The organism is Rhodobacter sp. CZR27 (genome assembly GCF_002407205.1).
In the GTDB taxonomy this organism is placed as follows: Bacteria; Pseudomonadota; Alphaproteobacteria; order Rhodobacterales; family Rhodobacteraceae; genus Cereibacter_A.
This window is the reverse complement of record NZ_CP023548.1, coordinates 2,873,914-2,886,043: the sequence shown is the minus strand read 5'-3', so window position 1 is coordinate 2,886,043 and position 12,130 is coordinate 2,873,914. Positions and strand designations below refer to the sequence as shown.

Sequence of the window (12,130 nt, the reverse complement as noted above, 5' to 3'; positions counted from 1 at the left end):
ACCGCCATGGACATGCCGACACCGGACGCGGGCGTCCTGGCCCGCAAGTCCCGCATCGTCGAGCGGCTGCGCGCCGTGCTGCCCTCGGACGCCGTGGTGCATGACGAGGCCGAGACGCGGGCCTATGAATGCGACGCGCTCACGGCCTATCGCTGCCCGCCACTGGTGGCCGTGCTGCCGCGCACGACCGAGGAAGTCTCAGCCGTCCTGCGCCTGTGTCACGAGGAGGGCGTGCCGGTGGTGCCTCGCGGCTCGGGCACCTCGCTGGCCGGTGGGGCGCTGCCCACGGCGGACTGCGTGATCCTCGGCATCGCGCGGATGAACCGGGTGATCGAGACCGACTACGACAACCGCTTCATCCGCGTGCAGGCGGGGCGGACCAACCTCTCGGTCACCGGCGCGGTCGAGGCCGACGGCTTCTTCTACGCGCCCGATCCCTCCAGCCAACTGGCCTGCGCCATCGCCGGGAACATCGGCATGAACTCGGGCGGGGCGCATTGCCTGAAGTACGGCGTGACCACGAACAACCTGCTGGGCGTGACCATGGTGCTGATGGACGGTACCGTGGTCGAGATCGGCGGCGCGCATCTCGACGCGCCGGGGCTGGACCTGCTGGGCGTGATCTGCGGCTCCGAGGGCCAGCTGGGCGTCGTGACCGAGGCGACGCTGCGCATCCTGCCCAAGCCCGAGGGGGCGCGGCCGGTGCTGATGGGCTTCGCCTCGAACGAGGTGGCGGGGGCCTGCGTGTCGGACATCATCCGCGCGGGAATCCTGCCCGTCGCGATCGAATTCATGGACCGCCCCTGCATCCGCGCCACGGAAGCCTTCGCCCACGCGGGCTATCCCGATTGCGAGGCGCTGCTGATCGTCGAGGTCGAGGGCTCGCCCGCCGAGATCGACGACCAGCTTGCCCGCATCGTCGAGATCGCGAAACGCCACCACCCGGTGGAGCTGCGCGAAAGCCGGTCGGAGGAGGAGAGCCGGCGGATCTGGCTGGGACGCAAGTCGGCTTTCGGCGCGATGGGGCAGATCAACGACTACATGTGCCTCGACGGGACGATCCCGGTGACGGAACTGCCGCTTGTCCTGCGCCGGATCGGCGAGATGGCTGCCGAGGCGGGGCTCGAGGTCGCCAACGTCTTCCACGCCGGCGACGGCAACATGCACCCGCTGATCCTGTTCAACGCGAACAAGCCCGGCGATCTGGAACGGTGCGAGGCGCTGGGCGCCCGCATCCTGAAGCTCTGCGTCGAGGTCGGCGGCTGCCTGACCGGAGAGCATGGCGTGGGCGTGGAAAAGCGCGACCTGATGACGGTGCAGTTCTCGCCGGCCGATCTCGAGGCGCAGATGCGGGTCAAGGACGTGTTCGACCCGCGCTGGCTGCTGAATCCGGCCAAGGTGTTCCCGCTCGATGCAACGGCCGCGCGCCGTGCGGGTTGAAGGGCGCGGGGTGCGCGCCGGGACGTCCGGTCACGGGCTTCGACAGGATCTTCGGGACAGGGGGAACGTCCGATGACGGTGGACTCGGTTGAAGGCGTCAGGATGCAGCCTGCGACGGAAGAGGAGCTGGCCGAACTCGTGCGCGAAGCGCGTGGCCCGCTCAGGATCGTCGGAGGCGGCACGCGCGCCATCGGCTACACGGCGGGCGAGCGGCTCGATACCGGCGGACTCTCCGGCATCCGGCTCTACGAACCCGGCGCGCTGACGCTGGTCGCCGGTGCCGGAACTGCGCTTGCGGAGGTGGAGGACGTTCTCGGCCGCGAGGGCCAGCGCCTGCCGTTCGAAGTGCCGGACCTGCGCGGGCTCCTGGGGCGCGAGGGCCGCTCGACGCTGGGCGGCGTGGTGGCGGCAAATGCCTCCGGCCCACGCCGCATTCAGGCCGGCGCCTGCCGCGACAGCCTGATCGGCGTGCGCTTCGTGGACGGCACGGGCACGGTGATCCGCAACGGCGGCCGGGTGATGAAGAACGTCACCGGCTACGACCTCGTGAAGCTGATGGCGGGCAGCCACGGCACGCTCGGGATACTGACCGAGGTCGCCTTCAAGCTGCTGCCGGTGCCGGAGGCAGAGGCGACGCTTGCGCTTTCCGGTCTCTCGGCGGCGCAGGCGGTGGCGGCGATGGCGGTGGCGCTGGGCTCGCCCTTCGACGTCTCGGGCGCGGCACACTGGCCGGGGCGGGGGACCTTCCTGCGGATCGAGGGCTTCGCGGCCTCGGTCGAGTACCGCGCGGAACGCCTCGCCGCGCTTCTCGCCGAGTTCGGCGCGGTCGGGCGCGTGGAGAGTCCGTGGCCGGCGATCCGCGACGTGGCCCCCTTCCACGGCAGCGAGGGCGACGTCTGGCGCCTTTCGGTCAAGCCCTCCGACGCCCCGGGCATCGCCGCCCGAGCCGGTGGCGAAGTCCTTTTCGACTGGGGCGGCGGCCTGATCTGGGCGCTTGTGGAGCCGGGCACCGACCTCCGCGCCCGAATCGCGCCCTTCGCCGGCCATGCCACGCGGGTCCGGGGCGGCGCCTCCCTCCCGCAGATCCCGACCTTCCAGCCCGAGCTGCTGCCTCTGGCCGGCATCGCCGCGGGCCTGCGCGCGAAGTTCGACCCGCGCGGACTGTTCAATCCGGGCCTGATGGCCTGAGCGGAGATCCTCTTGCAGACCAACTTCACCGAAGAGCAGCTGAAGGACCCCGGCGTCGCGCGCGCCAACGAGATCCTGCGCGCCTGCGTCCATTGTGGCTTCTGCACGGCGACCTGCCCGACCTATCAGGTGTTGGGCGACGAACTCGACAGCCCGCGCGGCCGGATCTACCTGATCAAGGACATGCTGGAGGCCGGGCGCCCCGCCGACGAGAAGACGGTGAAGCACATCGACCGCTGCCTCGGCTGCCTGGCCTGCATGACGACCTGCCCCTCGGGCGTGCATTACATGCACCTTGTCGATCACGCGCGCGACCACATCGAGAAGACCTACCGCCGCCCGCCGCTGGAGCGGCTGATGCGCTGGGCCGTGGCGCAGCTTCTGCCCTATCCGGGGCGGTTCCGGCTGGCGCTGCGGCTGGCGCAACTCGGCCGGCCCTTTGCCCGCCTGATGCCGGACGCGCGGCTGAAGGCGATGCTCGCGCTCGCGCCACACCACATCCCGAAGGCCAGCCCGAACGACCGGCCGCAGGTGTTCGAGGCGACGGCTCCGCGCCGGATGCGGGTGGCGCTGCTGACGGGCTGCGCGCAGCGGGCGCTCGATACCGACATCAACGACGCCACGATCCGCCTCTTGCGGCGGATGGGGTGCGAGGTGGTGATCCCGAAGGGCATGGGCTGCTGCGGGGCGCTGACCCATCACATGGGCCGCGCGGAGCAGAGCCACGGCCTCGCCGCGAAGAACATCCGGGCCTGGATCGCCGAGAAGCGGGCGCGCGGCCTCGACGCGGTGGTGATCAACACCAGCGGCTGCGGCACCACGATCAAGGACTACGGCCACATCTTCCGCAACGACCCGCTGGCGGCGGAGGCGGCCGAGGTCTCGGCCCTCGCGCTCGACGTGACGGAGCTGCTGGAGCGTCTCGGTCTGCCCGAAGGTGCGCCGAAGGGGCTGCGCGTCGCCTATCACTCGGCCTGCTCGCTGCAGCACGGCCAGCGCATCCGGCAGGCGCCGAAGGATCTGCTGAAGCGCGCCGGTTTTGAGGTGACCGAGCCGGCGGACCCGCATCTCTGCTGTGGCTCGGCCGGGACCTACAACCTGCTGCACCCCGAGATCTCGGCGGAACTTCAGGCCCGCAAGGTCGCGACGCTCGAGGCGCGCCGGCCTGACGTGATCTCGGCCGGCAACATCGGCTGCATCATGCAGATCGGCTCGGGCACCGGCATCCCGGTCGTTCACACCGTCGAACTGCTCGACTGGGCCACCGGCGGGCCGAAACCGCGACGTCTGGATCTTGGCAACGATCCGCCTTGAAATGGCCATTTCCGCGGCCTAGCCCGAAGCGATCTGGGCCCCGGAGCGGACATGCGCCTGATTGCGATCCTGATGCTGGCCGCCACGCTGGCACTTCCCGCGACAGCCGAGGATGCCGGTCTGCGCAGCCTCGAGACCGGGGACGACAGTCGGGGATGGAACGCGGTCGGCAAGCTCAGGCTGGGCGATCTCGGCTTCTGCACCGGCGCGCTGATCCGCCCGGATCTGGTCCTGACCGCGGCACATTGCCTGTTCGAGAAGGACAGCGGCGCGCGGATCGATGCCTCCACCGTCGAGTTCCTCGCCGGCTGGCGCAACGGCAGGGCCGCGGCCTATCGCCATGTCCGCCGGGCGATCGTCCACCCCGACTACGTCTATTCTGGCGAGAAGCCGGTGGATCGCGTGGGCTTCGATCTTGCGGTGCTGGAGCTTGACCAGCCGATCCGTCTGCCCTCGGTCGTGCCCTTCGCCGTCGACCGCCCGCCCTTGAGCGGGGATCAGGTCGGCGTCGTCTCCTATGCCCAGGGCCGGGCCGAGGTGCCTTCGCTGCAGGAGATCTGCAGCGTGCTCGGCCAGATGCCGGGGGCCCTGGTGCTATCCTGCTCGGTCGATTTCGGCTCGTCCGGCGCGCCGGTCTTCACGATGCGCGACGGCGAGCCGCGGGTGGTCTCGGTCGTGTCGGCCAAGGCCGAGATCAACGGCACGCCGGTGGCGCTCGGGATCGACATCGAGGAGCCGCTTCAGGACGTGCTGGACGATCTCGACAGCGGCGACGGTCTGATCCGGCGGGTTCAACCCCAGGTGCGGACGATCTCGGGCGGCCACGCCGGCGGGGCGAAATTCCTGCGGCCGGAGCAGCGCTGACCCCTCTTGAAAGGCCGCGGGGCGCCTCCCAGATTCCCGTTGCCGGGCGCCATGACGGGCCCGGAGAGACGCAAGGCCCGTCCCATCCGGGAGGGCCGGAACGACATCGCTTCGTGGAGGATGACCATGCGCACCTACGATTTCTCGCCGCTCTATCGCGCCACCGTCGGGTTCGACCGCATCGCCGACCTGATGGACCGCGTGCTGACCAACGAGGTCGCCCAGCCGACCTATCCGCCCTACAACATCGAGAAGACTGCCGAGAATTCCTATCGCATCTCGATCGCCGTCGCGGGCTTCACGCCCGAGGAACTGGCCGTCGAGGTGAAGGAAGGCACGCTGCATGTCGGCGCCCGCAAGGCGGCCGATGACAGCGGGCGGACCTACCTGCACCGTGGCATCGCCACCCGTGCCTTCGAGCGCCGCTTCGCCCTTGCGGACCATGTCCGCGTGACGGGCGCGAGCCAGGAACACGGGATGCTGCACATCGACCTCGTCCGCGAGACGCCCGAGGCGCTGAAGCCGCGCCGGATCGAGATCGCGCGCGGCGGCGATGTGGCGGCGAAGGCGATCGAGGCTGCGAAGGAGCCGGTCGAGGCCTGACGCGATCCTTCGATCGCACCGTGGGCGCGCCGCAAGGCGCGCCTTTTCCGTTGCAGGCACAGTGCGGGACTGGCGTCACTCCGCCCGTGACAGGCTTTCGGCAAGGCGCATCAGGTTCACCGCCTCGATCCGGTAGCCGAAGGGATCGACCCCGCGAGCCCCCTCGGCAAGCGCGATGGCCTCGGGCCAGCCCCAGTCCCCCAGCCGGTCCGGGCCGCGCAGAAGCTGGCCGAAGCCCGCGATGGCGGCGGCGAAGCGCACGTCGTCGGACGGTTCGGACAGCGTGGCGGGGATCGGCGTCTCGATCAGGGCCGAGTCCGTCTCTCCCGGTGCCTTGTAGCGCAGTTTCAGGAAGCCGAGTTCGCCGGCCCAGCGGTCGGCCGGGGCGGCCTCCTCGCCATAGCGCAGCGGGTCGGTCAGCCGGGCCGGGCTGTCGGCGGGCGTGATCTCGTAGAGCGCGGTGACCGAGTGGCCGGCGCCGATCTCTCCCGCGTCGACACGGTCATCGGCGAAGTCCTCGCGGGCGAGCGCCCGCGTCTCGTAGCCGATCAGACGGTATTCCGCCACCGTGGCCGGGTTCCATTCCACCTGCAGCTTCACGTCGTTGGCGATCGGGAACAGCGCGCCGCCCAGCTGGTCGACCAGCACCTTCTGCGCCTCGCCCAGCCGGTCGATATAGGCCGCCTGGCCGTTGCCGTTCTGCGCCAGCGCCTGCATCGTCGCGTCGTCAAGGTTGCCGCGGCCGAAGCCCAGCACCGAAAGATAGATGCCGCTGTCGCGCTCCTCCGCGATCAGGGTCTTCAGGTCCTCGGGATCGGCGATGCCGACGTTGAAGTCGCCGTCGGTGGCCAGGATCACGCGCGATATCTCGCCCGCGCCGGACATGCCGGCGGCGGTGCGGTAGGCGAGACGCAGCCCTTCCTCGCCCGCCGTGGACCCGCCGGCGTCGAGCCGGTCAAGCGCATCGAGGATCGTCTGCCGCTGATCGGCCGGCGTCGGCGCCAGCACCTCGCCGGCCGATCCGGCATAGGTGACGATGGCCACCTGATCCGCGGGACTCAGCCGGCCCAGCATCAGCCCGAAGGACTGCTTCAGCAGGGGCAGCTTGGCCGGGTGCTGCATCGACCCCGAGGTGTCGATCAGGAACACCAGGTTCAGCGGCGGCCGCGCCCCGGCCTCGGGCTGGCGGCCCTGCAGCCCGATATGGACGAGCCGCGTGCCCGGGTTCCAGGGCGTGGGCGTCACCGTGACGGTGGTGCGGAACGGCGGCGCTCCCGGTTCCGGAGCGGGGTAGGCGTAGGGGAAGTAGTTGATCATCTCCTCGATCCGCACCGCATCCGGCGGCGGAAGCCGGCCCGCCTCGAGGCTGGAGCGGACGATGGCATAGCTTGCCGTGTCGACGTCGATCGAGAAGGTGGAGACCGGCTCTTCCGCCGTCACGTGCAGCCGGCCCTGCGGCGCGTTCGCGAAGGCTTCGGTCGAGGGCGGCGGCGCAATCGCGTGGGTCACCGCCTCGTCGACGGCGGCATCCGCCATCGGCACCGGTTGCGGCGCGGGGGCAGCATCGCCGGCCCGATCCACCGCCTTGCCGGGCACGGCTTCCATCCGGGGGGCGACCGCTTCGGGGGCCGCCGCATCCGGGACAGTCTTTAACGTGGGGGCCACGGCGGGCCGCGGAAGGCCCGGCGCCTCGTCACGGGCCGAGGGAAGCACCACCACCAGCGCGACGCAAAGCGCCGCCAGCGATCCCGTCGTCGCCAGCAGGAACCGGGAGGAAATCAGACTCGACATGCCACGCACTCCGTTCAGGGCACCCGCCCGTCGCGGGCGGTCCTTCCCCTGACGCGTCCGGCCCGCCCGTCCTTGGGAGCGGTCGAAATTTTCCATCGCCAGCGCGAGCGCCCGCGCCTTCGCCGCGGCATCCGGCTCGGGGACCGCATCCCCGGCCAGCGCCCGGCGCAGCCGTTCGAGTTCGTCGCTCATGTGCGGGCCTCCTTCCGGGCCACGGCCTTCAGCCGCTTCCTCACCTCGGACATGCGCCATGCGACGGTGCCCTCGGCCAGACCGAGCACGGCCGCCGCCTCGGCCTGTGTCATCTCCTCGCCCAGCACAAGCGCCACCGTGTCCCGCAACTCGACCGGCAGCGCGGTCATGGCGGCGACCAGCCATTCCTGTGCGGCGCGGGCCTCCTGAACCTCGTCCTGCCGCGCCAGTTCCCAGTCGCCCCAGCCGAGGGCGGCCCGGTTCCGCACGGACTGCCGGCGGCGCAGGTCGTGCGCCGCGTTCACCACCACGCGGTAGAGCCAGGTCGTGAACAGGGCATCGCCCCGCCAGCCGCGCAGCTTCGCCGGCAGCGCCGCGCAGATGTCCTGCGCCAGATCCTCGGCTTCGGTCCGGCTGCCGGTCATGCGCCAAGCCAGCCGGAAGATGCGGTCATAGTGCCGCTCGATCAGGGCGGCGAAAGCGTCCCGGTCGCCCGCCGCCGCCCCCCGCGCAAGGGAGTCGTCGGATGTGTCCATCGCAGAAGGATAGGCGCCTGCCCCCGCTTCTCGCAAGCCGCCGCCGGTCACAGCCGGCTGACCAGCACCTTGTCGATGCGGCGGCTGTCCATGTCGACCACCTCGATCCGCCAGCCGGCGGCCGTCACGTGGTCGCCCAGTTGCGGCAGGGCGCGCAGTTGGTTCAGCACGAGGCCCGCCACCGTCTCGTAATCGCCCGCCAGCGCGCGCGGGATCGACAGCCGCTCGCAGAACTCGTCCACCGGCATCCAGCCCGCGACAAGCAGCGATCCGTCGGCGCGCTCGGCCACGGCGGGCTCGTCCTCGACGCTCTCGCGGAAGGTGCCGGCCACCGCCTCGAGGATGTCGCCGCGGCTGATGATGCCCTCGAAATGGCCGTATTCGTCATAGACCAGAACGAGGTGGTTCTGCGGGGCGCGCAGCATCTCGACCACGTCGAGCGCGTTCGCCATGTCCGAGACCACCGGCACCTCGCGCACGAGGCTTTTCAGGTCGACCGGCTCGCCCCGCGCCACCGCCGCGAAGGCGTCGGTCAGGTAGAGCACGCCCAGCACCTCGTCGGTGGCCCGCCGGCGCACCGGGATCCGCGCGCGCGACACCCGGCAGATCGCCGCCAGCATCTCGGACGGCTCGGTCTCGATGTCCAGCATCTCGACGTCGCGCCGCGGGGTCATCAGGGCGCGTGCCGTGCGGTCGGCAAGCCGCATGACGCCCGAGAGCATCGCGCGCTCTTCCGCCTCGATCACGCCTTCCTGATGCGCCTCGGTCAGCAGGGTGCGCACCTCCTCGTCGGTGACGCGGGACTTGCTTTCCCCGGACTGGCCCAGCAGCGCCAGCAGAAGCTTGCCCGAGCGGTCGAGGAACCAGACGACCGGCGCCGCGACGATCGACAGCAGCCGCATCGAGGGCGCCATGCCCGCCGCGATGCCCTCGGCATTGCGCAGGGCAAGCTGCTTGGGCACCAGTTCTCCCACGATCAGCGAGAGGTAGGTCAGCACCACCACCACGCTGCCCACGCCGAGCGTGTTGGCCAGCCCGGGCTCCAGCCCCTGCCGGCTGAGGAAGTCGGCGAGCCGGGCGCCCAGCGTCGCGCCCGAGAAGGCGCCCGACAGGACGCCGACGAGGGTGATGCCGATCTGCACCGTGGACAGGAAGCGGCCCGGATCCTCGGCCAGCTTCAGCGCGATGGCGGCGCCCTTGCGCCCGGCCTCGGCCATCGGTTTGAGCCGCGCCGGACGCGCCGAGACGATGGCCAGTTCCGACATCGCCAGCACCCCGTTCAGGGCGATCAGGGCGAGGACGATGAGAATCTCGAAAAGCATGAACACTCGGCGATTTGAAACGAAACCGCCCGGAGAGCCTCCGGGCGGGCAGGGGGCGGCGGCTGCCTCAGATCGAGAGGCAGACGTATTTCATCTCGAGGTAATCCTCGATCCCGTGGTGGCTGCCCTCGCGGCCGAGGCCGGATTGCTTCACCCCGCCGAAGGGCGCCACCTCGGTCGAGATGATCCCGGTGTTCACGCCCACGATGCCGTATTCCAGCGCCTCCTGCACGCGGGTGATGCGGCCGATGTCGCGGGCATAGAAGTAGGAGGCAAGGCCGAAGATCGTGTCGTTGGCATGGCCGATGACTTCCTCCTCGGTGTCGAAGCGGAAGAGGGGGGCGAGTGGGCCGAAGGTTTCCTCGGTCGAGACCTTCATGTCCTGCCGGACGCCGGTGACCACCGTCGGCTCGAAGAACGTTCCGCCCAGTGCGTGGCGCTTGCCCCCGGTGACGACCTGCCCGCCGCCGTCGAGCACGTCGCGGATATGCTCCTCGACCTTCTCCACGGCCTTCTCGTTGATCAGCGGGCCGGCATCGGTTCCGGCGACGAGGCCGTCGCCGACCTTGAGCCTGGCCACCGCCGCGGCGAGCTTTTCGGCGAAGGCGGCATAGACGCCCGACTGCACATAGATCCGGTTGGCGCAGACGCAGGTCTGGCCGTTGTTGCGGAACTTCGACGCCATGGCGCCCTGCACGGCGGCATCGAGATCGGCATCGTCGAAGACGATGAACGGCGCGTTGCCGCCCAGTTCCATCGAGCATTTCATCACCTGATCGGCCGCCTGCCGCATCAGGATGCGCCCGACTTCCGTGCTGCCGGTGAAGGTCAGCTTGCGGACAGCCGGATTCTCGCAGAACTCCTTGCCGATGTCGGAGGACTTCGTGGAGGTCACGACCGACAGGATGCCCTTCGGCAGCCCCGCCCGTTCGCCAAGCACGGCAAGCGCCAGCGCCGACAGCGGCGTCTCGGCCGCCGGGCGGGCGACGAACCCGCAGCCTGCGGCGAGCGCCGGGCCGCATTTCCGGGTGATCATCGCGTTCGGGAAGTTCCACGGCGTGATCGAGCCCACGACGCCGATCGGCTGCTTGAGCACCGTGATGCGCTTGTCGCGCATGTGGCCGGGGATCGTCTCGCCGTAGATCCGCTTCGCCTCCTCGCCGAACCATTCGATGAACGATGCGCCATAGGCGATCTCGCCCTTCGCCTCGGCGAGCGGCTTGCCCATCTCGGCCGTCAGAATCGCGGCCAGGTCGTCCTGGTTCGCCATCATCAGGTCGAACCAGCGGCGCATCACCTGCGCACGCTCCTTGGCGGTGCGGGCGGCCCAGTCCTTCATCGCCTCGGCGGCGGCGGCGATGGCGCGCGCCACCTCGGCCCGGCCAAGGTCCGGCACGGTGCAGATCACGTCGCCGCGGGCGGGGTTCGTCACCTCGAAGGTCGCGCCGTCGTCGGCCTGCACCCACTCGCCCGCCACGAAGGCGCGGGTCTCCAGAAGCGAGGGGTCCTTCAGAAGCGAGCGCAGGTCGGTGACGGAGTCGAGCATGGCGGGTCCTCCCGGATAATGGATTTGCAGCCGCCCGGAGGGCCGGGCAGAGTGCACCGATCATGCAAAGCACGGGGCGCGGATCATGTCCAGTAACGGCGTGGCGATGGAGGAGGGCGACCTGAGCCTCGCCTATGCCAACAGCGCCTTCATTCCGGAAGGCGAGGATTATCCCGCGCGCTGGCAGGCCGCGGCCGCGGCCTTCCGGGCTTCCCTCGGGCCAAGGGCGCGCCCCGGCCTGCGCTACGGCCCGCAGGAGCGCAACCTGCTGGACCTGTTCCTGCCCGAAGCCGAGCCGAAGGGCCTCGTCCTCTTCCTGCATGGCGGCTACTGGATGGGGTCGGGGCGCGAGGACTGGTCGCATCTCGCGGCCGGGCCGCTGGCGCGGGGCTGGGCGGTGGCGCTGCCGTCCTATACGCTGGCGCCGGCGCTGCGCATCGCCGGCATCACGCGGGAGGCCGCCGCCGCGCTCGAGGCGGCCGCGGCGCTGGTCGCGGGGCCGATCGTCGTCACGGGGCATTCCGCCGGAGGGCATCTTGCGGCCCGTCTCGCCTGCGAGGACGTGGCACTGGCGCCCGAAACGGCCGCGCGCCTTGTCCGGTCGGTGCCGATCTCGCCGCTGGCCGATCTGGGGCCGCTGCTTCGCACCTCGATGAACGCGACGCTGCGTCTCGACGCGGCCGAGGCTGCCTGCGAAAGCCCCGCGCGCCGGTCGCGCCGCGGCTCGACCGCCGTCACCGTCCATGTCGGCGGGCACGAGCGGCCGTCCTTCCTGTGGCAGGCGCGGCTGCTGTCCGAGGTCTGGGCCTGCCCGTGGCATGTCGAACCCGGCCGGCACCATTTCGACGTGATCAATGCGCTGGCCGATCCCGGCTCGCGGCTCGTCGCCGACCTGCTGGCGGGCTGATCGCCCCCGGACAAGGGTCGGAACCCGGAAATGCGTATGGTCGGCGCGCCGGGGGCCGATGACCGGAGCACCGGCGACGGCCTGCCGGCCGCGGCCGCGGCTCACCCCGCGTTGATGCGCTCGATATAGGCGCGCATTTCCTCGGATTCCGCCCGGGCCTCGCGCAGGCCCTCCATCGCGGCGCGCAATTCGGCCTCGGCCTGCGCCAGCCGGGCGCCCAAGTCAGCCTCGCGGCTTTCAAGGTAGAGCACCGCCTGATCGCGTTGCTCCTCGGCCTCGTGCAGATGTTGCGCCAGCCGGTCCACCTCGGACATGTCGCCCGTCACCCGCGAGAAGCGGCTGACCAGCCAGTGCGCGAACCACCCCATGAGGAAGGCGACGAAAAGGATGACGGCGGTGGCGATGATGAATTCTGTGCGGTTCATGG

General features: G+C 70.6%; 11 protein-coding genes. 6 read left to right on the top strand and 5 right to left on the bottom strand.

Annotated features, from left to right (window positions below; translation table 11 throughout):
- The first annotated feature begins 6 nt into the window (after nucleotides 1-6).
- From CK951_RS14050 to CK951_RS14030, 5 genes are all read left to right on the top strand, one after another.
- Nucleotides 7-1,440, top strand: a complete 1,434-nt coding sequence (locus CK951_RS14050) for an FAD-linked oxidase C-terminal domain-containing protein (protein WP_096786742.1) — start codon at nucleotides 7-9, stop codon at nucleotides 1,438-1,440.
- Between the two features lie 102 nt (nucleotides 1,441-1,542).
- Nucleotides 1,543-2,628: an FAD-binding protein gene (locus CK951_RS14045; RefSeq protein WP_096787273.1), complete on the top strand. Its 1,086-nt coding sequence runs from the start codon at nucleotides 1,543-1,545 to the stop codon at nucleotides 2,626-2,628.
- A 12-nt stretch (nucleotides 2,629-2,640) separates the two neighbouring features.
- Nucleotides 2,641-3,942, top strand: a complete 1,302-nt coding sequence (gene glcF / locus CK951_RS14040) for a glycolate oxidase subunit GlcF (protein ID WP_096786741.1) — start codon at nucleotides 2,641-2,643, stop codon at nucleotides 3,940-3,942.
- A 51-nt stretch (nucleotides 3,943-3,993) separates the two neighbouring features.
- Nucleotides 3,994-4,806, top strand: a complete 813-nt coding sequence (locus tag CK951_RS14035) for a serine protease (protein ID WP_096786740.1) — start codon at nucleotides 3,994-3,996, stop codon at nucleotides 4,804-4,806.
- Nucleotides 4,807-4,932: 126 nt separating this feature from the next.
- Nucleotides 4,933-5,409: an Hsp20 family protein gene (locus tag CK951_RS14030; protein WP_096786739.1), complete on the top strand. Its 477-nt coding sequence runs from the start codon at nucleotides 4,933-4,935 to the stop codon at nucleotides 5,407-5,409.
- 75 nt (nucleotides 5,410-5,484) lie between these two features.
- Here CK951_RS14030 and CK951_RS14025 read toward each other — a convergent pair whose 3' ends face one another.
- The 4 genes from CK951_RS14025 to CK951_RS14010 all read right to left on the bottom strand — a co-directional run bounded on the left by CK951_RS14025 (nucleotide 5,485) and on the right by CK951_RS14010 (nucleotide 10,796).
- On the bottom strand, nucleotides 5,485-7,392 hold the full coding sequence (locus tag CK951_RS14025) for a VWA domain-containing protein (RefSeq protein WP_096786738.1): 1,908 nt from the start codon (nucleotides 7,390-7,392) through the stop codon (nucleotides 5,485-5,487).
- Nucleotides 7,389-7,928: an RNA polymerase sigma factor gene (locus CK951_RS14020; protein WP_096786737.1), complete on the bottom strand. Its 540-nt coding sequence runs from the start codon at nucleotides 7,926-7,928 to the stop codon at nucleotides 7,389-7,391. Before CK951_RS14020 ends, CK951_RS14025 begins: the two co-directional genes overlap by 4 nt.
- 47 nt (nucleotides 7,929-7,975) lie before the next feature.
- Nucleotides 7,976-9,250, bottom strand: coding sequence for a hemolysin family protein (locus CK951_RS14015; RefSeq protein ID WP_096787272.1), 1,275 nt, complete (start codon nucleotides 9,248-9,250; stop codon nucleotides 7,976-7,978).
- A gap of 67 nt (nucleotides 9,251-9,317) precedes the next feature.
- Entirely contained in the window at nucleotides 9,318-10,796 is a 1,479-nt protein-coding gene (locus tag CK951_RS14010) for an NAD-dependent succinate-semialdehyde dehydrogenase (RefSeq protein WP_096786736.1), read from the bottom strand.
- A gap of 85 nt (nucleotides 10,797-10,881) precedes the next feature.
- Between CK951_RS14010 and CK951_RS14005 the strand changes: the two genes are divergently transcribed.
- Nucleotides 10,882-11,703, top strand: a complete 822-nt coding sequence (locus CK951_RS14005; protein ID WP_096786735.1) for an alpha/beta hydrolase — start codon at nucleotides 10,882-10,884, stop codon at nucleotides 11,701-11,703.
- A 101-nt stretch (nucleotides 11,704-11,804) separates the two neighbouring features.
- Here the strand turns inward: CK951_RS14005 and CK951_RS14000 are convergent, their stop codons facing one another.
- Entirely contained in the window at nucleotides 11,805-12,128 is a 324-nt protein-coding gene (locus CK951_RS14000; RefSeq protein WP_096786734.1) for a hypothetical protein, read from the bottom strand.
- Between the last annotated feature and the right edge of the window lie 2 nt (nucleotides 12,129-12,130).